This window comes from Stella humosa, assembly GCF_006738645.1.
GTDB classification, from domain to species: domain Bacteria; phylum Pseudomonadota; class Alphaproteobacteria; order ATCC43930; family Allostellaceae; genus Allostella; species Allostella humosa.
Genome location: NZ_AP019700.1, coordinates 2,967,002 through 2,992,013, shown reverse-complemented (window position 1 = coordinate 2,992,013; position 25,012 = coordinate 2,967,002). Strand labels below are relative to the sequence as shown.

Annotated in this window: 24 protein-coding genes; 16 read left to right on the top strand and 8 right to left on the bottom strand. The window is 69.9% G+C overall.

The features are described from left to right. Positions 1-5: 5 nt before the first annotated feature. From STVA_RS14055 to STVA_RS14035, 5 genes are all read left to right on the top strand, one after another. On the top strand, positions 6-521 hold the full coding sequence (locus STVA_RS14055) for a MaoC family dehydratase (protein ID WP_123688548.1): 516 nt from the start codon (positions 6-8) through the stop codon (positions 519-521). A gap of 13 nt (positions 522-534) precedes the next feature. Further along, a complete protein-coding gene (locus STVA_RS14050) occupies positions 535-1,713 on the top strand; it encodes an acyl-CoA dehydrogenase family protein (RefSeq protein WP_123688547.1) in 1,179 nt (392 codons plus the stop codon). A gap of 27 nt (positions 1,714-1,740) precedes the next feature. Then, positions 1,741-3,390, top strand: coding sequence for a phospholipase D family protein (locus STVA_RS14045; RefSeq protein WP_197735631.1), 1,650 nt, complete (start codon positions 1,741-1,743; stop codon positions 3,388-3,390). 104 nt (positions 3,391-3,494) lie between these two features. Beyond that, the gene (locus tag STVA_RS14040; RefSeq protein WP_123688828.1) at positions 3,495-4,514 is read left to right on the top strand and encodes a Fe(3+) ABC transporter substrate-binding protein; all 1,020 of its coding nucleotides are present in this window, start codon (positions 3,495-3,497) and stop codon (positions 4,512-4,514) included. Between the two features lie 260 nt (positions 4,515-4,774). Further along, positions 4,775-5,653 carry a glycosyltransferase family 61 protein gene (locus tag STVA_RS14035; protein ID WP_170216335.1) on the top strand — a complete coding sequence of 293 codons (879 nt, stop codon included), beginning with the start codon at positions 4,775-4,777 and terminating at the stop codon, positions 5,651-5,653. A 1-nt stretch (position 5,654) separates the two neighbouring features. Here the strand turns inward: STVA_RS14035 and STVA_RS14030 are convergent, their stop codons facing one another. Together STVA_RS14030 and STVA_RS14025 are read right to left on the bottom strand one after the other, a co-directional pair. Further along, a complete protein-coding gene (locus tag STVA_RS14030) occupies positions 5,655-6,101 on the bottom strand; it encodes a YybH family protein (RefSeq protein ID WP_170216334.1) in 447 nt (148 codons plus the stop codon). 72 nt (positions 6,102-6,173) lie between these two features. Next, on the bottom strand, positions 6,174-6,854 hold the full coding sequence (locus STVA_RS14025) for a helix-turn-helix transcriptional regulator (protein ID WP_245978239.1): 681 nt from the start codon (positions 6,852-6,854) through the stop codon (positions 6,174-6,176). Positions 6,855-6,966: 112 nt separating this feature from the next. Here STVA_RS14025 and STVA_RS14020 point away from each other — a divergent pair, with 112 nt between their 5' ends. After that, on the top strand, positions 6,967-7,800 hold the full coding sequence (locus tag STVA_RS14020; protein WP_170216332.1) for a DMT family transporter: 834 nt from the start codon (positions 6,967-6,969) through the stop codon (positions 7,798-7,800). Here the strand turns inward: STVA_RS14020 and STVA_RS14015 are convergent. Next, positions 7,793-9,250, bottom strand: a complete 1,458-nt coding sequence (locus tag STVA_RS14015) for an amidase (protein WP_123688542.1) — start codon at positions 9,248-9,250, stop codon at positions 7,793-7,795. The two genes, STVA_RS14020 and STVA_RS14015, sit on opposite strands and share 8 nt — an antisense overlap. Before the next feature lie 155 nt (positions 9,251-9,405). Here STVA_RS14015 and STVA_RS14010 point away from each other — a divergent pair, with 155 nt between their 5' ends. Further along, entirely contained in the window at positions 9,406-10,065 is a 660-nt protein-coding gene (locus STVA_RS14010) for a DUF4126 domain-containing protein (RefSeq protein WP_123688541.1), read from the top strand. A 6-nt stretch (positions 10,066-10,071) separates the two neighbouring features. Here the strand turns inward: STVA_RS14010 and STVA_RS14005 are convergent, their stop codons facing one another. After that, the gene (locus STVA_RS14005) at positions 10,072-10,998 is read right to left on the bottom strand and encodes a LysR substrate-binding domain-containing protein (RefSeq protein ID WP_123688540.1); all 927 of its coding nucleotides are present in this window, start codon (positions 10,996-10,998) and stop codon (positions 10,072-10,074) included. A gap of 100 nt (positions 10,999-11,098) precedes the next feature. Between STVA_RS14005 and STVA_RS14000 the strand changes: the two genes are divergently transcribed. From STVA_RS14000 to STVA_RS13985, 4 genes are read left to right on the top strand one after another with little or no spacing between them, the layout of a single operon-like run. After that, positions 11,099-12,463 carry an MFS transporter gene (locus STVA_RS14000; RefSeq protein WP_123688539.1) on the top strand — a complete coding sequence of 455 codons (1,365 nt, stop codon included), beginning with the start codon at positions 11,099-11,101 and terminating at the stop codon, positions 12,461-12,463. 54 nt (positions 12,464-12,517) lie between these two features. Continuing rightward, the gene (locus STVA_RS13995; RefSeq protein WP_123688538.1) at positions 12,518-13,429 is read left to right on the top strand and encodes a fatty acid desaturase; all 912 of its coding nucleotides are present in this window, start codon (positions 12,518-12,520) and stop codon (positions 13,427-13,429) included. Further along, positions 13,426-14,439 carry an alpha/beta fold hydrolase gene (locus tag STVA_RS13990; RefSeq protein WP_123688537.1) on the top strand — a complete coding sequence of 338 codons (1,014 nt, stop codon included), beginning with the start codon at positions 13,426-13,428 and terminating at the stop codon, positions 14,437-14,439. Before STVA_RS13995 ends, STVA_RS13990 begins: the two co-directional genes overlap by 4 nt. Further along, a complete protein-coding gene (locus tag STVA_RS13985; RefSeq protein ID WP_123688536.1) occupies positions 14,436-15,356 on the top strand; it encodes an aminotransferase class IV in 921 nt (306 codons plus the stop codon). Before STVA_RS13990 ends, STVA_RS13985 begins: the two co-directional genes overlap by 4 nt. A gap of 1 nt (position 15,357) precedes the next feature. On the opposite strand, the gene STVA_RS27665 is transcribed toward STVA_RS13985, so the two are convergent. The 3 genes from STVA_RS27665 to STVA_RS13975 all read right to left on the bottom strand — a co-directional run bounded on the left by STVA_RS27665 (position 15,358) and on the right by STVA_RS13975 (position 17,414). Next, the gene (locus STVA_RS27665) at positions 15,358-15,522 is read right to left on the bottom strand and encodes a hypothetical protein (protein ID WP_170216331.1); all 165 of its coding nucleotides are present in this window, start codon (positions 15,520-15,522) and stop codon (positions 15,358-15,360) included. Positions 15,523-15,753: 231 nt separating this feature from the next. Further along, the gene (locus tag STVA_RS13980; protein WP_123688827.1) at positions 15,754-16,410 is read right to left on the bottom strand and encodes a glutathione S-transferase family protein; all 657 of its coding nucleotides are present in this window, start codon (positions 16,408-16,410) and stop codon (positions 15,754-15,756) included. After that, the gene (locus tag STVA_RS13975) at positions 16,407-17,414 is read right to left on the bottom strand and encodes a dipeptidase (protein ID WP_123688535.1); all 1,008 of its coding nucleotides are present in this window, start codon (positions 17,412-17,414) and stop codon (positions 16,407-16,409) included. Before STVA_RS13975 ends, STVA_RS13980 begins: the two co-directional genes overlap by 4 nt. A gap of 153 nt (positions 17,415-17,567) precedes the next feature. Here STVA_RS13975 and STVA_RS13970 point away from each other — a divergent pair, with 153 nt between their 5' ends. The 5 genes from STVA_RS13970 to STVA_RS13950 all read left to right on the top strand — a co-directional run bounded on the left by STVA_RS13970 (position 17,568) and on the right by STVA_RS13950 (position 23,373). After that, on the top strand, positions 17,568-18,152 hold the full coding sequence (locus STVA_RS13970; protein WP_123688534.1) for an HPF/RaiA family ribosome-associated protein: 585 nt from the start codon (positions 17,568-17,570) through the stop codon (positions 18,150-18,152). An 87-nt stretch (positions 18,153-18,239) separates the two neighbouring features. Beyond that, a complete protein-coding gene (locus STVA_RS13965; protein ID WP_123688533.1) occupies positions 18,240-19,490 on the top strand; it encodes a sarcosine oxidase subunit beta family protein in 1,251 nt (416 codons plus the stop codon). Positions 19,491-19,500: 10 nt separating this feature from the next. Continuing rightward, positions 19,501-19,791: a sarcosine oxidase subunit delta gene (locus tag STVA_RS13960; protein ID WP_123688826.1), complete on the top strand. Its 291-nt coding sequence runs from the start codon at positions 19,501-19,503 to the stop codon at positions 19,789-19,791. Further along, complete coding sequence (locus STVA_RS13955; protein WP_123688532.1) at positions 19,788-22,793, top strand: sarcosine oxidase subunit alpha family protein; 3,006 nt, start codon at positions 19,788-19,790, stop codon at positions 22,791-22,793. The genes STVA_RS13960 and STVA_RS13955 overlap by 4 nt, the downstream gene beginning before the upstream one ends. Further along, complete coding sequence (locus STVA_RS13950; RefSeq protein ID WP_123688531.1) at positions 22,786-23,373, top strand: sarcosine oxidase subunit gamma; 588 nt, start codon at positions 22,786-22,788, stop codon at positions 23,371-23,373. The genes STVA_RS13955 and STVA_RS13950 overlap by 8 nt, the downstream gene beginning before the upstream one ends. A gap of 3 nt (positions 23,374-23,376) precedes the next feature. Here STVA_RS13950 and STVA_RS13945 read toward each other — a convergent pair whose 3' ends face one another. Continuing rightward, positions 23,377-25,011 (bottom strand): thiamine pyrophosphate-requiring protein, encoded by a 1,635-nt coding sequence (locus STVA_RS13945; RefSeq protein WP_123688530.1) that lies wholly within the window; start codon positions 25,009-25,011, stop codon positions 23,377-23,379. Position 25,012: the final 1 nt, after the last annotated feature.

The following is a 25,012-nucleotide window of genomic DNA, read 5'->3' as shown; positions in this document are numbered from 1 at the left end:
AAGGAATGGTCGGCAGTCGCGAGGTCGCCCCGCAACGCTACCGCGCAGCGCCCGGGCGGTATTTCGAGGATTTCACCGTGGGCGACGTCTACGAGCATCGGCCAGGACGCACGATCACCGAGACGGACAATGCCTGGTTCACGCTGCTGACGATGAACACCCACCCGCTGCATTTCGATGCCGAGTACGCCCGGCACAGCGAGTTCGGCCAGCCGCTCGTCAACAGCCTGCTGACGCTGTCGATCGTCACCGGCATGACCGTGGCCGACGTCAGCCAGCACGCCATCGCCAACCTCGGCTGGACCGACATCAAGCTGACGGCGCCCGTCTTCAACGGCGACACCATCTATGCCGAGAGCGAGGTGCTGACCAAGCGCCCGTCCGCCTCGCGCCCGACCCAGGGCGTGGTCGCCGTGCGTACCCGCGGCCTGAAGGCCGACGGCAGCGAATTCATGCGCTTCGAGCGCGCCATCCTGGTCGCCATGCGCGGCCATGGCGTGGCCGACCGCGCGAACTACTGACCGGAGCCGCCCGATGTCCACACCGCTCATTCCCCGCGACCCGGACGACGTGGCTGAGCAGGATCGCCTGATCCTCGACGCGGTCGGCCGCTTCCTCGATCGCGACGTGAAGCCCCACGTCCACCATCTCGAGCATGACGACATCTACCCCGAGGAGATCGTCGGCAAGATGCGCGAGCTTGGGCTGTTCGGCGCCACCATCGCGGCCGAGTATGGCGGCCTCGGCCTGTCGGCCTCGACCTATGCGCAGGTGGTCGAGCGGGTGTCGCTGGTGTGGATGTCGCTGTCGGGCATCTTCAACTCGCACCTGATCATGGCCGCCGCCGTGCAGCGCTTCGGCACCGACGAGCAGAAACAGCGCTTCCTGCCGAAGTTCGCCTCGGGCGAGGTGCGCGGCGGCCTGGCCCTGACCGAACCCGACTGCGGCACCGACCTGCAGGCGATCCGCACCGTCGCGCGCGCCGACGGCAATGGCTGGGTGATCGACGGCACCAAGACCTGGATCTCCAACGGCATTCATGGCCAGGCCTTCGCGGTGCTGGTGAAGACCGATCCCGAAGCGCAGCCGCGCCACAAGGGCATGTCGCTCTTCATCGCCGAGAAGGGGGAGGGCTTCCGGGCCAGCCGCAAGCTGGAGAAGCTGGGCTACAAGGGCATCGACAGTGCGGAGCTGATCTTCGACGGCTTTCGCATCGGCAACGAGAACCTGGTGGGCGGGGTGCCGGGCGAGGGGCTGAAGCACGCGCTGGGCGGGCTGGAACTGGGGCGCATCAACGTGGCGGCCCGCGGCGTCGGCGTCGCCCAGGCGGCGCTGGACGAGGCGGTGCGCTATTCGCAGATCCGCAAGACCTTCGGCAAGCCGATCTGCGAGCACCAGTCGATCCAGATCAAGCTGGCCGACATGGCGACCAGGACCGAGGCCGCGCGGCTGCTGGTGCGGGCGGCGGCCGCGGCCTACGACGCCGGCCGGCGCTGCGACATGGAAGCCGGGATGGCCAAGCTGTTCGCCAGCGAGGCCGCGGTCGAGAATTCGCTCGAGGCCATGCGCGTCCATGGTGGCTATGGCTATTCCAAGGAGTTCCCGGTCGAGCGGCTCTATCGCGACGCGCCGCTGCTGGTGATCGGCGAGGGCACCAACGAATTGCAGCGGCTGATCATCGCCAAGCAGCTCATCCAGCGGAACCCCGTCTGAGGATAGAGCGTCCATAGCCGACAGCGCATGGAATCGATCCTCCTCATCCTCCTGCTGCCGGTGGCGGGCCTGGCATTCGTTCGCTTCTGGTGGCGGCTGCCGTCGCTTGAAGGGCGCACGCCGCCCGCGCCCGCAATGGACACGACCGCAACGCGGCTCGGCCGGGCCATCTGCGGCCGGGTTGCGGCCAACCCCGGGCATTCGGGGTTTCATGCCCTGGCCGATGGCGAGGACGCGTTCGGCGCCCGGGTCCTGCTGGCCGAGGCGGCCGAGCGCACGCTGGATGTACAGTACTACCTGTGGCGGAACGACATGTCGGGCAGCCTGCTGTTCGGCGCGCTCCTGGCCGCGGCCGACCGCGGCGTCCGGGTGCGGCTGCTGCTGGACGACATCAACACGGTCGTGCTGGACGGCATCCTGGCTGCGCTGGACGCCCACCCGAACATCGAGGTGCGGCTGTTCAACCCCGTCGTCCTGCGCCGGCTGCGGGTGCTGGGCTACCTGACGGATTTCTTCCGGCTGAACCGGCGCATGCACAACAAGTCGTTCACCGCCGACGGCCAGGCGACGATCATCGGCGGCCGCAACATCGGCGACGAGTATTTTGGGGCGGCGGCGGGGACGCTCTTCGCCGACCTCGACGTGCTGGCGATCGGCCCCATCGCCGACGAGGTCGCGGCGGACTTCGGCGGCTACTGGTCGAGCGCATCGGCCTATCCCGTCGACCGGCTGCTGCCGCAGGGCGACCCGGTGGCCCTGTCGCGCAGCCTGTCGCGCGAGGCGCTGGGCGCACGCTTCCCGGAGGTCGAGGCCTATGTCGACGGCATCGCCCACTCGCCGTTCGTGCATGAGTTGCTGGAAGGCCGGCTCCGGATGGAATGGGCCCCGGCCCGCATGATCAGCGACGATCCCGCCAAGGGGCTGGGTTTGGCGGGACGGCGAACGCAGGTCGCCTACAAGCTGGGGCAGGCGATCGGCCGGCCGGCATCGGACATGAAGATCGTCTCGCCCTATTTCGTGCCGACGGCCAGCGGCGTGGCGTCCTTCGCCGCCATGGCAGCACGCGGCGTCCGCATCAGCGTGCTGACGAACTCGCTCGAGGCGACGGACGTGGCCGCGGTCCATGCCGGGTATGCCCGGCATCGCAAGCCGCTGCTCGAAATGGGCGTCACGATCTACGAGACGCGCCGGTCGGCCGCCCCGCCGCGACCGCGCCGCCGCACGCGGCGCGGCATCCGGGCCGGCTGGATGCGTATCCTGCGCACAGGCAGGGCACCGGGCGCGGCCGGCGTTCCGGTGGCTGGCGGTTCCGGCGCGATCGGCAGTGCCGGCCGTATGGGGCTCTCGGGATCGAGCCTGCACGCCAAGACCATCTCGGTCGACGGCGCGCGGGCCTTCGTCGGTTCGTTCAACTTCGACCCCCGGTCCGAGAAGCTGAATACCGAACTGGGGTTCCTGATCGAAAGCGAAGCCCTGGCACAGCGCATAGGCGCGATCTTTGCCGAGAGCGTGCAGACCAGCGCCTATCAGGTCCATCTGGCCGCGGACGGCACGCTGTACTGGACCGAATGGCGGGACGGGAAGCTGGTGCGGCACGACCGCGAGCCAGGCACCACTGTCTGGAAGCGGGCGAGCGTGGCCTTTCTGGCGGTCCTGCCGATCGAATGGCTGCTCTGAGCGCACGTCTGGCTAATTCTGAGAGTTACTTGCACTCGCAGGCGTCTCGGACTAATTCCTTCCCTGTCCGGCGCCCCGGCGCCGCTTCGCTATATGGAGGGATGATGCGACCGAACAGCCTTGCGGCCCTGATGGCGTCGCTGGTCATGGGCGCGGCGACGCAGGCGGCGGCAGCCGACCTGCACCTGTACACCGCCCGCCACTACGACACCGACAACGCCCTCTATGAGGGCTTCACCAAGCTGACCGGCCACAAGGTCAAGCTGGTGGAGGACACGGCCGAAAAGCTGATCGAGCGGATCAAGGCCGAGGGTGTCAACAGCCCGTGCGACGTGTTCGTCACCGTCGATGCCGGCCGCCTCCAGGCCGCCGAGGACCAGGGCATCTTCCAGCCGGTGAAGTCCGCGGTGCTGGAGGAGAAGATCCCGGCAGCACTGCGCGACCCCGCCGGCCAGTGGTACGGCTTCTCCAAGCGCGCCCGCGTCATCGTCTACAACAAGGACAAGGTGAAGCCGGCCGATCTCTCGACCTACGAGGACCTGGCCGATCCCAAGTGGAAGGGCCGCATCCTGATGCGCAGCTCGACCAACATCTACAACCTGTCGCTCACGGGCTCGATCCTGGCTGCCAACGGCCCGGAAAAGACCGAAGCTTGGGCCAAGGCATTCGCCGCCAACTTCGCCCGCCCGCCGCGCGGTGGCGATACCGACCAGATCAAGGGTGCGGCGGCGGGCGAGGGCGACATCGCCATCTCCAACACCTACTACCTCGCCCGCATCGTCAATTCCTCCAAGCCCGAGGACAAGGCGATCGCCGAGAAGGTGGGCGTGTTCTTCCCCAACCAGAAGGACCGCGGTACCCACGTCAACATCAGCGGAGCGGGCGTTTGCAAGAACTCGCCCAACCGCGAGGCGTCGGTGAAGTTCCTGGAGTATCTGGCCTCGCCCGCGGCGCAGAAGATCTTCGCGCTGGGCAATTTCGAGTATCCGACGGTGCAGGGCGCCGAGGTCCACCCGATCCTGGTCGGCTGGGGCGACTTCAAGTCCGATGCCCTGAACGCCAAGACCTTCGCCAAGAACAGCGCCGAAGCGCTGAAGCTGATGGACCGCGCCGGCTGGCGCTGAGGCCAGATCGAAGGATATCGAGACAGAGGGGGCGGCTCCGCAAGGGGCCGCCCTTTCTTCATTGGCGGACCCATCTCCCCGGCGCGCGGGCCGCGGTTGGCGTTGACATCGTCCAGGCGGCAACCGCTCTATCGGCGATGCCGCCAATCGTCGACATGCCGCTTCGGACAGCCCTCGCCGCGCCGACACCGGATGGTCCGCGCCGGATATCGGCGTCCGGAGCCCCCCTTGCCTGCATTGAGCTGGAGCGGTTCTTCCTGGTGGTGCCGCAGTTCTTTCCCGTCACCAGCGATGGCCGGACTTTCGCGGACGCCTTCGGGATCTACAACCCGGTCAAGTACGCCCACCTGCGCGGGCCGGAGATGGCCCGGCTCATCGCCCGCCGCCTGCCGGCGCTGGCGGCCATGCCCGACGGGCCGCCGCAATTCATCCTCGGCGGGTCGCACAATTATTTCCATTGGCTGGTCGACTTCCTGCCGCGACTGGCCGCGCTGGCCGGCCGGCCGGAGCTGGCGGCGGGCGGGGTCGTCGTGGCCGAGCCGTTCGCGCCCGGCCATCGCGCGGCGCTGGAGCATGTGGCGCGCGCCCTGCGGCTCGGCACGCTGGCGGTGACGCCGGTTGCCAAGGGGGTGATCGCCATCCGCCGGGGGGTGCTGCCGCTACGGGTCGATCGCGCGGCCGCGGTCGGCTTCTGGCGCACGCTGATCGGGCCGGCCGCGACCGTGGAGGGGGGCGGCCGGCGGCTCTTCCTGCGGCGCGGCGACGTCCAGCGTCGACGGTTCATCGGCGAGGCCGAGGTCGAGCGGATGCTGACCGGCTACGGCTTCGAGTGCCTGGACCCGGGGCAGTTGTCCTTTGCCGAGCAGGTCCGCCTGTTCGGCCAGGCGACGGCGATCTTCGGTACCCATGGCGCCGCCTTCACCAACCTGCTGTTCGCACCGCCGACGGCGACTGTCGTCGAGCTGCGCGTGCCAGCACACCTCGACGTCTTCGCGGCGTTGGCGCGGCAGGCCGGGCAGCGCTACGTCGCCATCGCCGCCGAGGAGATCGCCGAGAGCCACGCGGATTCGATCCATCGCGACATCCGGCTGTCCCCGGCGGGGCTGGAGACACTGCGCCGGATCGCGGCCGCCCTGTAGGTCAGGCGAGTGCCGTCGGGCGCCCGAAACTGCGGTCGGGCGTGCCCCGATTGAGCGACAGGTGGGTGTGGACGCCGCGCCACGGCCCTGCCAGCCCGTCGCGGCGCAGGGTGACGGTGGCCCGGCCGTTGCGCTCGAACGGGCGGCCATCCTCGCGGAAGCCGGTCGAACTCCACGGCACGGCCACGGTCGCCATCAGCCGGTCGGGGGACACGTCGCAATGCATCGCCTCGGTGCGGAACCGATAGTCGGCGATCGTCGGCCATACCTGCCGCCACTGGCCGGCGATCACCGCGTCGCGCTCGGTGATGAAGTCGGCGAAGGTGCCGAACGCCACCAGGTCCGGATCGAACATCGCCCGCGCAGTATCGAAATCGACCGCGCGCACCAGATCGGTCCAGCGGTCGAAGAAGGCGACGAGGCTGTCGCGGTCGGGGGGTTCGGTCATGGTCGCAAGGCTCCGGCGGGAATGGTCGGGGCCAGGATAGCAGGCGGTCGGGCGATTGCGCATCGCATCCGGCTACTCCTTCGGCAGCGCCAGCCAGGCGGCCATCATCCGTCCGCCATCGTCGGGATAGCGCTCCTCGAGCACGGTTGCCGCGCGGATGCGGTCGACGCGGAAATGCCGATAGTCGCGCCGCATTTCGCACCAGGCAGCCAGGAGCGTCACGTCGACATAATAGGCCATGGCGATCGGCCAGACGGTCCGTTCGCTCCGCTGGTTCTGGCCATCGGCATAGGCAATCCGCATCTTGCGCCGCTCGCCGATGGCACGCCGGGCAGCGGTCAGGTCGATGCCGGCTGCGGTCGCGGCGCTGCCGTCGGAGACATATAGCGGGGCCGCCACCAGCCGGTCGCGCAACGCCTCGGGCAGTGCGACGGCGACCTTGCCAAGCACGCTGTCGGCCGCGGCCCGCAGCCGGTCGTCGCGCAACCGGCGCACCATGCGGGCACCGACGGCGATCGCATCGATTTCCTCCAGCGTGAACATCAGCGGCGGCAGGTCGAAGCCCGGGCGCAGGATGTAGCCGATGCCGGCCGCGCCCTCGATCGGCACCCGACGGGCCTGGAGTGCCGAAATGTCGCGATAGACGGTGCGGACGGTGACTTCCAGCTGTTGGCCCAGGGCGGCTGCCGTCATCGGCCGGTCGGTTGCCCGCAACAACTGGATGATCTCGAACAGCCGGTCGCCGCGCCGCATCGCCACCCCCTGATTCTCCTGACAGCACGCTGTCAGTAGCACCCCGCTAGCTTCCCCCGCGAGCAGCATCGGACGGATGGTCATGGGGCAGGGCGGCAGGGGTATCATTCTGGTGACGGCGGCGGCCGTGGTCTTCAGCGCCGCCGGTCCATTCACGCGGCTGATCGTGCTCGATGCCTGGACGGTGGTTTTCTGGCGCGGGACATTCGGCGGCCTTTTCATCCTGGCCTGGATCGCCTGGACCCACCGTGCGCGGACGCTGTCGGCGTTTGGCGGGATGGGCCGGGCCGGCTTGGCCGCCGCCGCCTGCTCGGCGCTGGGCACGGTCTGCTTCATCAATGCGCTGCAGCGCTCGACGGTGGCTGATGTGACCCTGATCCACGCGGCCGCGCCCTTCGTGACCGCGGCGATCGGCTGGCTCTTGCTCGGTCGCCGGGAAAGTACCACGACGCTGGCGGCGGCCGCGGTCGCGATGTCCGGCGTGGTCGTGATCTTCGGCGGCGCCCCGGCCGGCGGCCAGTTCGTCGGCAACCTCCTCGCCCTGGCGATGACGGTGCTGATCGGCACCATGATGGTCATCATCCGCGCCAACCCGGGGCGCTCGATGCTGCCGGCGGCCTCCCTGTCAGGCTTTGCCAGCGCCGTGCTGGTGGCGCCTTTTGCCCAGCCGTTGTCGCCGACCATAGGCGAACTGGCGATGCTGGCGGCATTCGGCGCCCAGTTCGGGCTGGGCTTGCTGCTGCTGACGCTCGGGACCCGGCTGGTCTCGGCCACCCGGTCGGCCCTGATCGGGTCGCTCGAGATTCCGTTGGGGCCGGTCGCGGTGTGGCTCGCCTTCGCCGAACGGCCGGCGGCCGCCAGCTATGCCGGCGGCGCGGTGGTCGTGGCCGCGGTGCTGGCCGACATCCTGTTCGGCCGGCGCCGCCGGCGCTCTGGCCTCAACTGAACCCCGGCGGCGGCGTATAGCCGTGCCACTCCTTGGCCAGCAGTTGGGCGAAGCGGATGGTGCTGCGGTCGCCGCCGAACGGCCCCACGATCTGCACGCCGAGCGGCAGGCCGGTCGAGGCGCCCAGGCCGGCCGGGGCGACGGTGGCCGGCAGGTAGACGACGCCCGGATAGCCTGCCCAGAACATCTGGTCGATGACCGACACGGGCTTGCCGTTGACGACGATCTTCTGGTCCCAGCGGTTGCCCTCGTGGTTGTGGGCGAAGGCCGTCGAGGAGGCGGCGGGGCAGAGCAGGATGTCGTAGCTCTGGAAGAATTCGTGCCAGGCCCATTGCAGGTGCCGGCGCTTCTCGTTGTGGGCCAGCCAGTCGCGGTGCGAGCCGGTGTTGGCCCGCATCATCCGCGCATAATAGCTGTCGTCGGACTTGGCCAGGCCCTCGGCGATCTCGCGGTTACGAGCGAAGTCCTCGTCGGTCTGGCGGCCGCAGGTGGCCATGCGCAGCAGGTGGATATAGGTGCGATGGGCGTCGGTCGTGTCGATGTCGGGATGGGCGTCGGCGACCTTCACCTTCATCTTCTTGGACAGGAAATCGGCCAGCTCCTGCAGCCGGTCCTGGATCTCGCGGTCGACCTCGCCATTGGGGTCGTTCAGGACGACGGCGACCTTGAACTCGCGCAGCGTCTTCTTGCGGCTGGGCGGCAGGCGAAGCTGCCACCCGCCGGCCTCGATCGCGTCCGGGCCGGCCAGTGCCGTCAGCGCGATGTCGAGGTCGTCGGCGCTGCGCGCCATCGGGCCGATGACGGCGATGTCGGAGCCCGACAGCACGCCCGGCAGCGCCTGGCCGCGGGACGCGCAGATCTCGTAGGTCGGCTTGTGGCCGTAGACGCCGCAATAATGCGCGGGGTTGCGGATCGAGGCACCGATGTCGCTGCCGGCCTCGATTCCGGTCAGGCCGGCCGCCAGCACCGCGGCCGATCCGCCGGACGAGCCGCCCGGCGTCCTGGTCACGTCCCACGGGTTGTTGCAGGTGCCGTAGACCGCATTGTAGCTCTGCCAGTCGGCCAGCCAGGCCGGCACGTTGGTCTTGCCGAACAGCACGACGCCGGCCGCCTCCATCCGCTCGACCGGAACCGAGCTGTGCTTGGCGATGTTGTCGGCGTAGGCCGGTAGGCCCCAGGTGGTCGGCAGGCCGGCGACGTCGAAGGATTCCTTGATCGTCATGGGCACGCCGTGCAGTGGCCCCCAGGGTTTGCCCTTGGCCAGTGCCCGGTCGGCCGCCCGCGCGCGCTTCCGCGCCTGGCCGACATCCATGGCGACGACGGCGTTGAGCGCCGGGTTGTGCCGTTCGACGCGGGCCAGGTAGAGGTCCAGCAGTTCCAGCGCACTCACCTTCTTGCGCCGGATGAGGCTGGCCAGTTCCTTGGCGGAGCGGAAGGGAAGGTCCTGCATGGCTGCCTCGAATCGCTTGGGAGCGCGCCGGTGCGCGCGCCGTGGCGGCGATCCTAGCCCCCTGGCGGAATGGGCAGCAACGCCGGCCGTTGTTTTCGGCATATTATCCGATGCGCGCGGATCATCCGCGTGGGCCTGATGGAGGGACAGCCAGCATGGATCCGGTTTCCGCAATCGCCCTGACGCTCGGCGTCGGCTGGGCCAGCGGCATCAACCTCTATGCGGCCATGCTGGCGCTGGGGCTGATGGGGGCGACTGGCGCGATGGCCTTGCCGCCCGACCTGCAACTCCTGGCATCGCCCATCGTCATCCTGGCGGCGGGGCTGATGTATGCGGTGGAGTTCGTGGCCGACAAGGTGCCGGGCGTCGACAGCGGCTGGGACGCCTTGCACACCTTCGTGCGCATCCCGGCGGGTGCCTTGCTGGCGGCGGGCTCGGCCTGGAGCATCGACCCGTCTATCGGGCTGGCGGCCGGGCTGGTCGGCGGCACCCTGGCGACGGCCGCGCACGCGACCAAGGCCAGCACCCGGCTGGTGATCAACACCTCGCCCGAGCCGTTCAGCAACTGGGGCGCCTCGATCGGCGAGGACATCGCGGTCTTCGCCGGCCTGTGGGCGGCGGTTCAGCATCCCTGGGTGTTCATCGTCCTGATGGTCGCCTTCATCGCCCTGGTGATCTGGCTGCTGCCCAAGCTGTTCCGGGTGATGGGGCGCATCTTCCGGCGCATCGGCCGTTGGCTGAATGGCGGGCCGGAGCCGGCACCGGCCGCGCCGGCCGGCCCCCAGTCCGTGCGGGATCCGCCCAACCGGCCCTGATCTGCATCAAGGGGCTGCGGCCGTCTCGGCCGTTCGCTCCACCAGCCAGGCGGCGAAGCGGCGAACCCGGTCGTCGCCGGACAGGGCGGCCGGCCAGCGCAGGACATGGACCTTGCTGGACGGCATGTCCCATCCATCCGGCAGCAGGCGCACCAGCCGGCCGTCGGCCAGCGCGTCATGGACCAGCATCGAGCGGGCCAGCACCGCCCCCGCCCCTTCGAGCGCGGCCGCGATCGCCGTGCCGATGGTGGCGAAGCGCAAGGTGTCGCCCGGCCGGGGCGGCAGGCCCAGCCGGTCGAGCCAGGCGGCCCACGACCACTCCGCGCCGGTGCCGCGCCCGGCCGGCCCTTTGTGCAGCAACGGCAGGGTCGACAGCAGCGCGGGGTCGCCCGGTACGAAGGCGGCTGGCAGCAACGCCGGGTGACAGACCGGGAAGACGCATTCCTGGAACAGCGGCCGCTGGGTGGAGGTCGAGCGGGCCTCTGCGGCCGGTACCCACAGGATGCGCAGGTCGATGTCGGGCGCATGCGCCTGCGCCTCGTTCTCGACGACGGCCAGTTCTATCGCGATGCCGGGGCAGGCGGCGGCGAACCCTGGCAGGCGGCGCACCAGCCAGTTGCCCGCCAGCGCCGCGCCGACGCCGACCCGCAGGTTGTCGGGCGCGTCGGCGGCGCGGCAGCGCGACCGCAGGCCGGCCAGGTCGTCCAGCAGCGCCGTCAGCCCCTCGGCCAGCGCCGCACCGGCCGGTGTCGGCGCCAATCCCGCGTTGCGGCGCAGCAGCAAGGCCGTGCCCATGAACGCCTCCAGCCGGCGAATGCGGTGGCTGACCGCACTCTGGGTGACGCCGAGCTCGCCCGCAGCCAGCGTCATGCTGCCGAGGCGCAAGGCGGCATCGAAGGCGATCAGCGCATCGAACGGCGGTCGGGTCTGCATCCGATCACCATGAACGAGATTCATGAATGGGTGAATGCTTGGCGTTCGGCCGATCGGCCGGCGTGACCGATGGTGCGCGCCCACCAAGGGGGCCAGCGCCATGTCCACATCGATCGGCTGCGAAGCCGCAGCCACCGCCGAAAGCTGGCGCGAAACCTTCACCCCGGCGCTGGTGCTGGCGTTGGCGGCCGCCCTGATCTCCTTCGACGTGACGGCACTGGCGGTGGCCTTGCCGGCGATCGGGGCGGAGTTCGGCTTCGGCATGGCCGGCTTTGCCTGGGTCATGGATGCCTACAGCCTGGCCTTCGCCGGGCTGCTGCTGGCCGCGGGTGCGGTCGCCGACCGGCATGGCCGGCGGCGGGTGCTGCTGTGGGGCAATCTCCTGTTCGCCGCGGCATCGTTGGGCTGCGGGCTGGCCTGGACGGGGCCGGCACTGTGGGCCGCTCGCGCGATCCAAGGCGTGGGGGCGGCGATGGTCATCACCGGGGCGCTGGCCCTCATCTCGGACCGCTACCGCGAGCCGCGGCTACGCGCGCGTGCCTTCGCCCTGGTGGGCATCGTGTCCGGGGCGGCAATGGCGCTGGGGCCGACGGCGGGCGGCCTTGTGGCCGAGGTCGCGGGCTGGCGTTGGATCTTCCTCGTCAACCTGCCGTTCTGCGTCTGGCTGGGCCGGGTCGTGCCGCGCCTTTTGCCGGAGGCGACCGAATTGGATGGCCGCCCGCTCGATCCGCTGGGCGTGTTGCTGCTGACGCTGGCGCTGGGCGCGGCCATCGCCGGGATGTTGCAGGGCGGGGGCGGGACCTTGCCCTGGTGGGCATGGCCGGCCGGCGCTGCGATCCTGCTGGCGGGCTTCGTGCTGCAACAGCGCGGCCGGCCGCGCCCGCTGCTGGACCCGGCGGTGTTCGCGCGGCCCGAGACGCTCGGCATCTGTGCCGTGCTGCTCGCCATGTCCGTGGGCTACTGGGCGCTGCTGGTCTATCTGCCGCTCTTCCTGCAAGCGGCCCAGGGGCTGACGACGGGGCAGGCGGGACTGGCGATGCTGGCAGCCACCCTGCCGATGCTGGCGCTGCCGCCGCTCGGCGCCCGGCTGGCGCCGCGCCTCGGCTGGCCCAGGTTCTTCGGGCTGGGGTTGCTGGGCGTGGCCGGCGGCAACCTGCTGCTGGCGCTCGGCGCGCAGCCCTGGACGGTGCTGGCGGGCATGCTGCTTTGCGGCTGCGGTGCGGGGCTGGTGAACGCCCAGATCTCCGGCGCCATGATCGCCACCGTGCCCAGCGCCCAGGGCGGGATGGCGTCGGCCATTGCCACGGTCATGCGCCAGGGCGGCTTTGCCATCGGCATCGCGCTGCTCGGGGCAACGGTCGAGACGGGGCAGGGGGCGGCCGGATTCGCGCCGGGGTTCCTCGTCGCGGCCGCCTGTGCCGGCGGAGTGGGGCTCGCCTGCCTGTGGGCAGGGCGGGGGGCCTAGCTATTGCAAGGGACCGTCGCCTAATCTGCCCTCCGGGTTCGGGAGACGGAATCGATGGATACCGCGATGTCGGCCGGGCGCGTCCTGGCACCGCAGGAACTGAAGGCATTGTCCCGCCGCTCCAACCGGCACGGCATCCTCCAGTTTGCGATCCACCTCGCGCTGATCGGGCTGGCGGCTGCCCTCGTCACGGCCGCGCGGGGCCACTGGCTGGTGTTGCCGGCGATGGTGCTGCTGGGCTGGGTGCTGGTGGCCCTCTTCGCGCCGGTGCATGAATGCGTCCACTACACGGCCTTCCGCTCGCGGCGGCTGAACGACTGGGTCGGCTGGGTGGCGGCCGTGCCGAGCCTCGTCGATTTCCACTTCTACAAGCACTTCCACTATGCCCATCACCGCCATTGCCAGGATCCGGCGCTCGACCCCGAACTGATGACGCCCCTGCCGACGACGCGCTGGCAATACCTGCTGCGGGTATCGGCCTGGAACTACTGGCGGGCGCGGGCGGCCATCCTGTGGCGGGTCGCGCGGGGCGACTTCCGCGACTTTTCCTTCGTGCCGGAGCGGGCGCGGGCCACGACCCGGCGCTCGGTCGTCGCCATGTACGTCCTGGTCGTGGCGGCGATCGCCGGCTGGGCGGCGCTGGACCCCTGGGGGCCGGTTCTCTACTGGATCGGGCCGGTGCTGCTCGGCCAGCCGATCCTGCGTGCCATCCTGCTGACGGAGCACATGCTCTGCTCGGACGATGGCAACGCCCTGACCAACACGCGGACCACGCTCGTGTCCTGGCCCGTCAGACTGGTGCACTGGAACATGCCCTACCACGCCGAACACCATGCCTACCCGTCCATCCCGTTCCATGCCCTGCCGGCGGCCCACCGAAGGATGGCGCCGCACCTGGCCCATGTGGAACGCGGCTATGTCCGCACGCACCGCGCCATCCTGGGCAGCCTGGCGGGCGCACGATGACCGAAGCCAAGACCTTTGCGCTGGGCGACTTCGTCCTCCAGGGCGGGATGACGCTGCGCGGTGCCCAGCTCAGCTACACGACCTATGGCACGCTGTCGCCCGACCGAGACAACGTCATCCTCTACCCGACCTCGTACTCGGCCCAGCATCACGACATCGAGTGGCTGATCGGCCCGGGCCGGGTGCTGGACCCGTCGCGCTGGTTCATCGTCATCCCCAACCAGTTCGCCAACGGCCTGTCGACATCGCCCAGCAATGTCGGCGGCGCCTATGATCGCGGCCGCTGGCCCGACGTCACCTATCTCGACAACATCCGGGCGCAACATCGTCTGCTTACAGAGGGGCTGGGGATCGACCGGCTGGCGATGGTCTATGGCTGGTCCATGGGCGGGCAGCAGGCCTATCACTGGGGCGCGCTCTATCCGGAGATGGTCGAGCGCCTCTGCATCCTGTGCGGCTCGGCCCGCACCGCGCCCCACAACCAGGTTTTCATCCAGGGGGTGCGCGCGACGCTGACCGCCGATGCCGCCTTTCGCGACGGCTGGTTCCACGAGACGCCCGTCCGCGGACTGCGCGCCATGGGCCGGGTCTATGCCGGCTGGGCGCTGTCGCAGACCTTCTATCGCGAGGAACTGTGGCGCGGCATCGGCTTCGCCTCGGTGGAGGACTTCGTGGTGTCGGGGTGGGAGGGGAACTTCCTGCGGCGCAACGCCAACGACCTGCTGGCGCAACTCTGGACCTGGGAGCATGGCGATATTTCGGCCAACGATCGCTATCGCGGCGACCTGCGCCGGGCGCTCGGTTCCATCCGGGCCAAGACGTTGCTCATGCCCGGCGATGCCGATCTCTACTTCCAGGTGGCGGACAATGCGCGCGAGGTGCCGCACATCCCCTTCGCCCGCCTGAAGCCCATTCCGTCCGCCTGGGGCCACCGCGCCGGCAACCCGGCGCAGAACCCCGAGGACGAACGTTTCATCGCCAAGGCAGTAGCGGAGTTGCTGGCAACATGACCCTGACCCTCACGCCCGGCGGTGTCGCCTGGGTCGATGGCGAGTGGAAGGCGCTCGACGAGGCGTCGATCTCCATCCTCGATCTCGGCTTCACGCGATCCGACGTCACCTATGACGTGGTGCATGTGTGGGACGGGGCATTCTTCCGCCTCGGCCACCATCTCGACCGTTTCCTGCGCTCGACCGGGATCCTCAACATGGATATCGGCATGTCACGCGAGGGGCTGGCCGACCTGCTGGCCGAATGCGTGCGGCGCACCGGGCTGCGCCGGGCCTACGTCGCCATGGTCTGCACGCGCGGCCGCCCGCCCGCCGGCTCGCGCGACCTGCGGCTCTGCCACAACAAGCTGATCGCCTACGCCGTCCCGTTCGTCTGGATCGGCGGCGAGAAGGCGCAGGCGACCGGTCTGTCGGCTATCATCCCGCCGTTCCGGCGCATCCCGCCGGAATCGGTCGACCCGACGGTGAAGAACTATCACTGGCTGGATCTGGAGCGGGGGCAGCTCGAGGCCTACGAGCGCGGGGCGGACACCGCGATCCTGCTCGGCACCGACGGCAACGTGACCGAAGGCCCGGGCTTCAACGTCTTCGCGGTGTTCGGCGATCGGGTGGTGACGCCCGATCGCGGCGTCCTGGAGGGGATCACCCGCGGCACGGTCATCGACCTTTGCCGCGAGCGCGGTATTCCGCTTGAAGTGGGGCCGCTGCCGGAGGCCCGCTTCCGCGAGGCCGACGAGATCTTCGTCACCAGCACCGCCGGCGGGCTGATGCCGATCGTCCGGCTGGACGATCGCATCCTCTTCAATGGCGTGCCCGGCCCGGTCACCGCCCGCATGCGCGACCTCTACTGGCAGCGCCATGCGGATGCGGCCGACCTCACGCCCGTCGACTACGGGCAGGCCGAGGCGGCGGAGTAGTCTAGCCGATCAGGTCGGTCACGATCTTCCGCAGTTCCTCGCGGGTCAGCCCCTGGGACTGCGGAAGGCTCGCCTGGCCGGGCTTGCGCGCCGGTGCCTTGCTGCGGATGCGGTGGTGGGGATGCGGCTGGGCCGCGCTGGTCTCACGAACGATGATATTCTGCATGGTCTTCCGGTGGTCGCCCCGGCAGATGCCGGGCGACTCTTGTTTAGTTGATGATTGCTACGTCCGTATGAACGCGGCTGTGCCGCCGCGGGTTCCGCGGCGATCAAACTTCGACAGGTACGGGGAACAGGGCTCGGCGCTCGATCACGAGCATGGAGAGCTGGCCGAACAGATCGGGGTCGATGGCAGCTTATATGCCGCCGGCTAGGCCGGGTGTCAAGGCGTGCTGGTTCAGTAGTCTGCCCGCCCCCACAGTTCGCCGAATGGCCGCATAACATGGCGGCGGTAGGCCGGGCGGGCGGCGAGGCGGGCGTACCACGCGGCCAGGTGGGGAAGCTCCGGGCGCGGGCGGTCCATTTCGTACCAGCGATAGAGGCTGGTGCCGGCCGGAATGTCGGCCAGCGTGAAGCGGTCGCCGGCGAGCCATGGGCGCCCGGTCAATTCCCGGTCGAGCAGGCCGTAGTGATCCTCGCAGCGGCGCTGGGCGTCGGCAATGCGGGCGGCGTCGCGCAGGGGCTCGGGCGTTCGGTACCAGCCCCAGAAGAGATCCATGAAGGCCGGTTGCAGGGTTGCCTGCGACCAGTCCATCCAGCGGTCGGCCAGCGCGCGGGTGCCGGGGGCGGCGGGCCAGAGGTCCGGCCCGCCATGGCTGGCGGCGAGGTAGCGCAGGATCGTGTGGGACTCCCAGAGCACGACATCGCCGTCGCGCAGGACCGGCACCTTGCCGTGCGGGTTCATCGCCCGGAAGGAGGGGGCGTCGAGACCGCCGAAGGCGCCGCCTGCCTCGATATGGTCGTGGGGCAGAGACAGCTCGTCCAGCAGCCAGGCGACCTTCTGGAGGTTGAAGGAGTTGCGCCGGCCCCAGAGCGTCCGTGCCATGGCGGTCATGCGCCCCATACCTCGCGGAACACCCGCTGCCAGTTGCGGCCAAGGATCTTCAGGATCGAATCGTCGCCATAGCCCCGCGCCGACAGGCGCTCGGCCAGGTGGGGCAACTTGTCCGGCGTCTCGATCCCCTGGGGATAATGGTAGGGCGGCGGCGGGTAGTTGGCGGGGTTCCAGTGGCCGGCCGCCACCCAGCCGTCATAGAGCCGGCGCGCTTCTGCCTCGTCCACGAACGGGTGCTGGCCCTGGTAGTAGTCGATGCCGAGCCCGACATGCTCGTCGCCGACGAGCTGCACCGTGTAGTCGATATGGTCGATGAGGTCGTCGACCGTCGGCCGCTGGCGCGCGGCGACGAAGGCGGGGAACCCGTTCATGCCGATCAGCCCGCCGGTGGCGGCGACCGCGCGGATCTGGTCGTCGCCGATGTTGCGCGGCGATTCCTTCACCGTGCGCGGGTTCGAGTGCGAGAAGACGACCGGCCGTGTCGCCCGCTCCATCGCCTCCATCGTCGTGCGATAGCCGGTGTGCGAGCAGTCGAGCACGATCCGCAGCGCCTCCAACCGCTCGATCAGCGCGATGCCGAAGCGGCTGAGGCCGGCGTCGGTGCGCTCCTCGCAGCCGTCGCCCACGCGGTTCTTCACGTTGTAGGCGAGCTGCAGCATGCGCAGCCCCATGGCGTGGTAGCCGTCGAGCAGGGCCAGGTCGTCCTCGACCGGGTCCGCCCCCTGGAAATGCACGATGATGCCGATGCGGCCGCTGCGCTTGGCCTCGTCGATGTCCGCCGCGCGCCGCACCAGCAGCAGGTCGTCCTGCTCGCGGACATGGGCGAGCCAGCCGGTCAGCGCCCGGAACGTCTCGGCCGCACCCCCCGTCGCCCCCACCGTCGGGCACAGCGCCGTCACGCCGCCGCGGCGGTAGGAATCGAGGAATCCCTTGCGGTCCAGCAGCGGGCAGGTGGCGTCGATGACGATGGCGCTGCGGTAGAGTTCGACAGGGTCGGTCGCCATGGCGCCTCGGGAATCGCGGATCTGCGGAATGTGACGGTTGCGGTCTTGATAGTGGGGCAATCCGAACGACATGGAAATCAGGAGGTCATCAGGGCAAGGCGCGGGCGCCACCCGCAAGGCAGATCACATCCAGCCTTAAAGATGAGGAAAACCATGCAGATCCCGCTGCAGATCACCTTCCGCAACATCGACTCCTCCGAGAGCGTCGAGGCGCGCGTGCGAGACCGACTCGATCGGCTGTCGCGCTTCAAGGACCGCATCACCAGTTGCCGCGTCGCCATCGAGGCGGTTCGCCGGCAGAATGTCGTGAAGCTTTTCAAGGTCCGCGTCGACATCACCTATCCCGGCGGAGAGATCGCGGTCGCGCGCGAGCATCACGACGCGCAGTCGCACGAAGGTGTCTACCACGCCATCAACGATGCGTTCGAGGCCGCCCGCCGCCAGCTCGCCGACAAGGCCGAGCGAATGGCCGGGATCGTCAAGTCGCATGAGGTGCCGACGCACGGGATCGTCGATCGAATATTCGCCCACGAGGGCTACGGCTTCGTCCGCATGCCCGACGGGCAGGAGGTCTATTTCCATCGCAACGCCGTCGTCGACGACGGCTTCGGCGGCCTGGAGGTCGGGCACAAGGTGCGCTGCGAGGTGGCCGAGGGCGAGGGCATCAAGGGCGCCCAGGCGTCCACGGTGCGGCCGATAAACCACAATCCGCCGCCGGTGGAACGGGTCCGCGCATAGCACATCGGCCGATGCGCAAGGGGCGTTAGACAGCCGGCTTCCGCTCGCCTACCCTCGGGCCGCCCGCGCCCCGCGGCCCGAGGATGGATGCAGCGTTTTTCGTTCTTTCAGTTGGCGCTCAACGCGCTCGACCGGCACCGCAGTTGGCCGGCCTATTGGCGCGACGCCGCCCCGCGCGATTCCTATGACGCGATCATCGTCGGCGGTGGCGGTCATGGGCTGGCGACGGCCTATTATTTGGCCAAGAACCACGGCATCACCAATGTCGCGGTGCTGGAAAAGGGCTGGCTCGGCGGCGGCAATACCGGCCGCAACACGACGATCATCCGCTCCAACTACCTGTGGGACGAGAGCGCGCACCTCTACGAGCACTCCCTGAAGCTGTGGGAGGGGCTGTCGGCCGACCTCAACCTCAACGTCATGCTGAGCCAGCGCGGAGTGCTGAACCTCGCCCACACGCTGCATGACGTGCGCGAGGGCGTGCGCCGGGTGCAGGCGAACCGGCTGAACGGCATCGACGCCGAATGGCTGTCGCCGGAGGAGGTGCGCGAGTTCTGTCCGATCATCGACATCGACGCCCGCCGCCGCCATCCAGTGCTGGGCGCCACCTTGCAGCGCCGCGGTGGCGTCGCCCGGCATGATGCCGTCGCCTGGGGCTATGCGCGCGGCGCGGATGCCCGCGGCGTCGACATTATCCAGAACTGCGAGGTGACGGGCATCGACGTCGAGGGCGGGCGCGTGACCGGCGTCCAGACGACGCGCGGCCCGATCCGCGCGGGCCGGGTGGGCCTGGTGACGGCCGGCCATTCCTCCGTCCTGGCCGCGATGGCGGGGTTCCGCCTGCCGGTGCAGTCGCACCCGCTCCAGGCGCTGGTGTCCGAGCCGATCAAGCCGATCCTGGACTGCGTCGTCATGTCGAACGCCGTCCATGTCTATGTCAGCCAGTCCGACAAGGGGGAACTGGTGATGGGGGCGGGGATCGACGCCTTCAATTCCTACGCCCAGCGCGGCTCGTTCCACGTCATCGAGCACCAGATGGGTGCGCTGCTGGAGCTGTTCCCGATCTTCAGCCGGCTGCGCATGATGCGCACCTGGGGCGGCATCGTCGATGTCTGCCCGGACGCCTCGCCGATCATCGGCCGCACGCCGGTCGACGGCCTGTTCATCAATTGCGGCTGGGGTACGGGCGGCTTCAAGGCGACTCCCGGCTCCGGCTGGGTCTTCGCCCACACCATCGCCACCGGCGAGCCGCATCCGCTCAACGCCCCGTTCCGCCTCGACCGCTTTGCCTCCGGCGCCCTCATCGATGAGCATGGCGCCGCCGCGGTCGCCCATTGAGAGCCCGGACATGCTGCTGATTCCCTGCCCCTGGTGCGGCCCGCGCGAGGAGACGGAGTTCGCCAATGGCGGCGAGGCCCACATCGCCCGCCCACTCGACCCGCCCGCCATGTCGGAGGAGGCGTGGGGCGCCTACGTCTTCCTGCGCGACAACCCAAAGGGCTGGATGCGCGAGCGATGGGTGCATTCCCATGGCTGCCGGCGCTGGTTCAACCTCGTCCGCCACACGGTGACGCACGAGATCGCCCAGGCCTATCCACCCGGCGCCGAGCGCCCGGCCCTGCCGGACCAGCGCCCATGAGCGGCTTCCGCCTGCCGCAAGGCGGCGCCATCGACCGCGACCGCCGGCTCGACTTCACCTTCGCCGGACGCTCCCATTCGGGCCACCCGGGGGACACGCTGGCCTCGGCGCTGATCGCGTCCGGCGTCTCGGTGGTGGCGCGCAGCTTCAAGTACCATCGCCCGCGCGGCATCTATTCGGCCGGCGTCGAGGAGCCGAGTGCCCTGGTCCAGCTCGGGCGCGGCGCCTGGTCGGAGCCCAACATCCGCGCGACGCAGGTTGAACTGTACCAGGGGCTGGAGGCTGCACCGGTCAACGCCTGGCCGGGCCTGGGATTCGACCTGGGGGCAGTGAACCAGTTTCTGGCACCGCTGCTGGTGGCCGGATTCTATTACAAGACCTTCCTCGGCCCCCGGGGCTGGTGGCGCCGGGTCTACGAGCCGGCGATCCGCCGCATGGCCGGCATGGGCCGGGCCCCGACCGAGGCCGATCCGGACTTCTACGACCACACCCACGTCCATTCCGACTTGCTCGTCGTGGGGGCCGGCCCGGCCGGGCTGGCAGCCGCGCGGGCGGCGGCGTCGGCGGGCCTGCGCGTCATCCTGGCCGATGACGGGCGCGAGCCGGGCGGCGACTTGCTGGTGGCGGGCGGCACGATCGACGGCCTGCCCGCTGCCGCATGGGCGGCCCGGGCGGCCGACGAACTGCGGGCAATGCCGGAGGTGACGCTGCTGGCGCGGACGACGGTGCTGGGGCTCTACGATCACGGATATGCGGTGGCGGTCGAGCGCCGCACCGACCATCTGCCGCCCGGATCGGCCGCCGGCCATGTCCGCCAGCGCATGTGGCACGTCCGCGCCGCCCGCACCATTGTCGCCGCGGGTGCGCACGAGCGCCCGCTGCTGTTCGGCGGCAACGACCGGCCGGGGGTCATGCTGGCGGGCGCGGTCGCCACATATGCCCGCCGCTTCGGTGTCGCCTGCGGCCGCCAGGCAGTGTTCGTGACCAACAATGATTCCGCCTACGCCGCAGCCGCCGTGCTGGCCGATGCCGGGGGTGCCATCGCCGCCATCGTCGACTTGCGACCCGACGGCTCGCCGGCCGCGGCCGCACTCGCCGCGCGAGGGATCGAGGTGCTGAACGGGCGCCTGCCGGTCGCCGTGCATGGCGGCCGCGCGGTCACTGCCATCGACATCCGGGCCAATGACGGCGGCACGCTGTCGGGCTCGCTGCGGCGCATCGATTGCGACCTGGTGGCGATCTCGGGCGGCTGGAACCCGGCCGTCCACCTGCTGGGGCAACTGCGCGGCCAGCTTGCCTATGACGAGGCGCTGGCCTGCTTCCGGCCGTCCTCGACGCCGGCCGGCCTGACGGTGGCGGGAGCCGCCGCCGGCGATTTCGACCTGGCCGGCTGCCTGCGGGGCGGGCACGAAGCGGGCGAGGCCGCCGTCGCTGCAGCCGGACGGCGCGGCCGCGTGGCCATGCCGGTCGCAGCCGCCGCACCGGCCGGCGCGCCGATCCTTTCCTTCTGGGGCGTGGCCGAGGGCGAGCGGGTGCGCGGCAAGGTCTTCGTCGACTTGCAGAACGACGTGACCGTGCCCGACATCGAGCTGGCGGCGCGCGAGGGCTTCCGCTCGATCGAGCATGTGAAGCGCTACACCACCGCCGGCATGGGCACCGACCAGGGCAAGAGCGGCAACGTCAACACCATCGCCGTCCTGTCCCGCGCGCTGGCCCGGCCGATGGGCGAGACGGGGACGACCACCTATCGTGCGCCCTACGTGCCCGTCGCCTATGGCGCGCTGGCCGGCCGCCATGTCGGCGCGCTCTTCGACCCCGAGCGGATCACGCCGATCCATCCGAGCCACCTGGCCGCCCATGCCGTGTTCGAGAATGTCGGCCAGTGGAAGCGCCCGCGCTATTTCCCCCGCAACGGCGAGGACATGGAGCGCGCCGTGCTGCGCGAATGCGCCACGGTCCGCCAGGCCGTTGGCATGATGGACGCCTCGACGCTCGGCAAGATCGAGGTGCGCGGGCCGGATGCGGCAGCCTTCCTCGATCGCTTCTACATCAACCCGATGGCCAGCCTGGCGGTCGGCGCCTGCCGCTACGGCGTCATGTGCCGCGAGGACGGGATGGTCTTCGACGACGGCGTCGTCATGCGCCTGGCGCCCGACCGCTTCTTCCTGACGACGACGACGGGCGGGGCCGCCCGCGTGCTCGACTGGATGGAGGAATGGCACCAGACGGAGTGGCCGGAGCTGAGGGTCTTCTCCACCTCCGTCACCGAGCAGTGGGTGACGGTCGCCGTCGCCGGCCCGTCGGCCCGCGCGCTGCTGGGCCGGCTGATGCCGGATGTCGACCTGTCGGCGGCCGCATTTCCCTTCATGACCTTCCGCGACGGCGTGGTGGCCGGCATGCCGGCCCGCATCGCACGCGTCAGCTTCTCGGGCGAACTCGCCTTTGAGATCAGCGTCGAGGGTACGCTGGGGCTGGCCCTTTGGGAGGCGGTCGCGGCGGCCGGCGAGCCGCTCGGCATCGCCCCCTACGGCACCGAGGCGATGCATGTGCTGCGCGCCGAGAAGGGCTATTTCATCGTCGGGCACGAGACGGACGGCACCGTGACGCCGATCGACCTGGGGCTGGAGCGCATGGTCGCGAAGAAAAAGGATTTCCTGGGCAAGCGGTCGCTGGCGCGCTCGGACACCGCGCGCCCGGGCCGCAAGCAACTGGTGGCGCTGCTGCCCGAGGATCCTCAGACGCTGCTGACCGAGGGTGCCCAGATCGTCGGCGAGCCGGTGCTGCGGACGCCGATGCCGATGCTGGGGCACGTCACTTCAAGCTACCAGAGCGCCGCCATGGGCCGCACCTTCGCGCTGGCACTGGTCCGCGACGGCCGCGCGCGGATCGGCGAACTGGTCTATGCGCCGCTGGTGAAGCCGGCCTCCGGCGACCTGATGGTGGCTGCCCGGATCGCCGACCCGGTGCTGTTCGACCCGGCCGGGGAGCGTCGTGATGGTTGAGCCCAGGACGGTGCTGGACGCGCTGGCGGCCGACATGGCGTCGGCATCGGGCGACCAGGCGGCGCTGTCGGCGCTGACGCCGGTCGGCCAGATCACCTTGCGCGGCGAAGCGGCCTGCCTGCCGCTGGCATCGGCCGCACTGGGGGTGGCGCTGCCATCGGCCGCAAACCGCTTCGAATCCGACGGTGCGCGGGCGGCGCTTTGGCTGGGGCCGGACGAATGGCTGGTGCTGGTGCCGCGGCCGGAAGTGGCGACCACCATCGCCCGCTTCCAGATGGCGCTGGCGGGATACCACTATGCCGCCGTCGATACCTCGGCCGGCCGGTTGGGGCTGGAGATCGCCGGGCCGGCGGCGCGCACGGTGATGGAGAAGGGCTGCCACCTCGACCTGCACCCGCGCCAGTTCGGGCCGGGCCATGTCGCCCAGTCGACCTTCGCGCGGGTGCCGGCGATCATCCTGCAGCGCGACGAGCGGCCGACCTACTGGCTGCTCGTGCGCCCGTCCTACTCGGTCTATCTGGCGCGCTGGGCGATCGACGCCATGGCGGAATTCCACCTGGCGCCGATACCCGCGCGGTAGCGCTCAGCTCTTGAAGGTGGAGATCTCGGTCTCCTTCGAGGTGATGAACTCGATGAGCGCCGGGATGCCCTTCTGGGTCTGCTCGATGCCGCGCTTGATGGCCGGGATGATGTCCTCGGGCTTCGTCACCCGCTCGCCATAGCCGCCGAAGGCGCGCGCCATCGCCGCATAGTCGCCGGAAATGTCGGTCGAGCGATACTTCTCGGTCGACACTTCCATGATGTGCAGCTCGATCGCCATGCAGAAGTTGTTCAGCAGGATCGACAGGATCGGGATGCGCTCGCGCACCGCGGTCTCGAAGTCCATGCCGGTGAAGCCGATGGCGGCATCGCCCCAGACATTGATGCAGAGCTTGTCGGGGCAGGCGAGCTTGGCGCCCATGGCCAGCCCCAGCCCGTAGCCGAGCTGGGTGGTCTTGCCCCAGCCGATGTAGGACAGGGGCTCGGTCGTCTCCCAGAAGGGGGAGAGCTGGTCACGCGGGCTGCCGGCGTCGTGGGTGATGATGGTGTTGGCCCGGTCGACGGTGTGGGCCAGGTCCCACAGCACGCGATAGGGCGACAGCGGCGCCTCGTTCGATGTCAGCTTGGGCATCCACTTGGCCAGCCACTCGGCCTTGACCGCGGCGATCTCCTTGGCCACGGCCGAGGCGTCGCGCGGGGTCTTGATGCGCAGTTCCAGCTCGGCGATCAGCGCATCCAGCGTCAGCGCGGCATCGCCCACCAGCGCGTGGGCGGCGATCACGTCCTTGTTGATGTCGAGCGGGTCGAGCGTCGAATGGACGATCGTCTTGCCCTTGGGGATGGCGGTGCCGAAGTTGGTCTCGGTGAAGGAGCAGCCGATGCCGAAGATCACGTCGGCCTTCTTCAGGAAGACGTCGATGGTCTTGGAATAGGCGCGCCCGCCGGAGCCGAGCGACAGCTCGTGGTTCTCGGGGAAGGCGCTCTTGCCCTGCAGCGTCGTCATCACCGGGGCGGCCAGCAGCTCGGCCAGGCGCTTAAGCTGCGGCCAGGCACCGGCCCAGTGCACGCCCTGGCCGGCATGGATGACGAGGTCCTTGGCGTCGACCAGCACGTCGGCCACCTTGCGCACCGCCATCGGGTCCGGCCCGAAGCGGGTCGTCATCACCGGCTCGTAGGCGATGGGCTCGGCCACGTCCTCGTTGAAGACGTCGGTCGGCACCTCCACCAGGCACGGCCCGAAGCGGCCGTTGCGCAGCTGGGTGAAGGCCCGGCGCATGACGTTGCCAAGCTCGGCCCCGCTCGTCACCGGCTCGGCGCTCTTGGTGATGTGCTGCATCGCCGTGACCGAGTTGAAGTTCGGCGGCACATGGGCGATGCGGCGCGGATAACCCATGGGCATGACCAGGACGGGGATCGATTCGCCGTAGCACTGGGCGACGCCGCCATAGGCGTTCTCGGCGCCCGGCCCGTGCTGCATGGCGAAGACGCCGATCTTCTTGCCGCGCGACAGGCGGGAATAGGCGTCCGCCATGTGCAGGCCGATGCGCTCCTGGCGCACGATGATCGGCCGGATGTCGACATGGGCGACATATTCCAGGATGTGGTTCACCGGATAGCCGAAGACGATCTCGACGCCTTCGCGCTTCAGGATCTCGGCGATGGCCAGGCCTACCTTCATG

Bases quoted from the DNA above. Each gene is read 5' to 3' on its own strand.
- STVA_RS14050 (WP_123688547.1), top strand. From the start codon at position 535: ATGTCCACACCGCTCATTCCCCGCGACCCGGACGACGTGGCTGAGCAG.
- STVA_RS14055 (WP_123688548.1), top strand. From the start codon at position 6: ATGGTCGGCAGTCGCGAGGTCGCCCCGCAACGCTACCGCGCAGCGCCC.
- STVA_RS13960 (WP_123688826.1), top strand. From the start codon at position 19,501: ATGCTGCTGATTCCCTGCCCCTGGTGCGGCCCGCGCGAGGAGACGGAG.
- STVA_RS14015 (WP_123688542.1), bottom strand. From the start codon at position 9,250: ATGCAGGACCTTCCCTTCCGCTCCGCCAAGGAACTGGCCAGCCTCATC.
- STVA_RS13965 (WP_123688533.1), top strand. From the start codon at position 18,240: ATGCAGCGTTTTTCGTTCTTTCAGTTGGCGCTCAACGCGCTCGACCGG.
- STVA_RS13980 (WP_123688827.1), bottom strand. From the start codon at position 16,410: ATGACCGCCATGGCACGGACGCTCTGGGGCCGGCGCAACTCCTTCAAC.
- STVA_RS14030 (WP_170216334.1), bottom strand. From the start codon at position 6,101: ATGACCGAACCCCCCGACCGCGACAGCCTCGTCGCCTTCTTCGACCGC.
- STVA_RS14000 (WP_123688539.1), top strand. From the start codon at position 11,099: ATGTCCACATCGATCGGCTGCGAAGCCGCAGCCACCGCCGAAAGCTGG.
- STVA_RS13955 (WP_123688532.1), top strand. From the start codon at position 19,788: ATGAGCGGCTTCCGCCTGCCGCAAGGCGGCGCCATCGACCGCGACCGC.
- STVA_RS14005 (WP_123688540.1), bottom strand. From the start codon at position 10,998: ATGCAGACCCGACCGCCGTTCGATGCGCTGATCGCCTTCGATGCCGCC.
- STVA_RS13985 (WP_123688536.1), top strand. From the start codon at position 14,436: ATGACCCTGACCCTCACGCCCGGCGGTGTCGCCTGGGTCGATGGCGAG.
- STVA_RS13950 (WP_123688531.1), top strand. From the start codon at position 22,786: ATGGTTGAGCCCAGGACGGTGCTGGACGCGCTGGCGGCCGACATGGCG.
- STVA_RS27665 (WP_170216331.1), bottom strand. From the start codon at position 15,522: ATGCAGAATATCATCGTTCGTGAGACCAGCGCGGCCCAGCCGCATCCC.
- STVA_RS13990 (WP_123688537.1), top strand. From the start codon at position 13,426: ATGACCGAAGCCAAGACCTTTGCGCTGGGCGACTTCGTCCTCCAGGGC.
- STVA_RS13975 (WP_123688535.1), bottom strand. From the start codon at position 17,414: ATGGCGACCGACCCTGTCGAACTCTACCGCAGCGCCATCGTCATCGAC.
- STVA_RS14025 (WP_245978239.1), bottom strand. From the start codon at position 6,854: ATGCGGCGCGGCGACCGGCTGTTCGAGATCATCCAGTTGTTGCGGGCA.
- STVA_RS14040 (WP_123688828.1), top strand. From the start codon at position 3,495: ATGCGACCGAACAGCCTTGCGGCCCTGATGGCGTCGCTGGTCATGGGC.
- STVA_RS13970 (WP_123688534.1), top strand. From the start codon at position 17,568: ATGCAGATCCCGCTGCAGATCACCTTCCGCAACATCGACTCCTCCGAG.
- STVA_RS13945 (WP_123688530.1), bottom strand. From the start codon at position 25,011: ATGAAGGTAGGCCTGGCCATCGCCGAGATCCTGAAGCGCGAAGGCGTC.
- STVA_RS13995 (WP_123688538.1), top strand. From the start codon at position 12,518: ATGGATACCGCGATGTCGGCCGGGCGCGTCCTGGCACCGCAGGAACTG.
- STVA_RS14045 (WP_197735631.1), top strand. From the start codon at position 1,741: ATGGAATCGATCCTCCTCATCCTCCTGCTGCCGGTGGCGGGCCTGGCA.
- STVA_RS14010 (WP_123688541.1), top strand. From the start codon at position 9,406: ATGGATCCGGTTTCCGCAATCGCCCTGACGCTCGGCGTCGGCTGGGCC.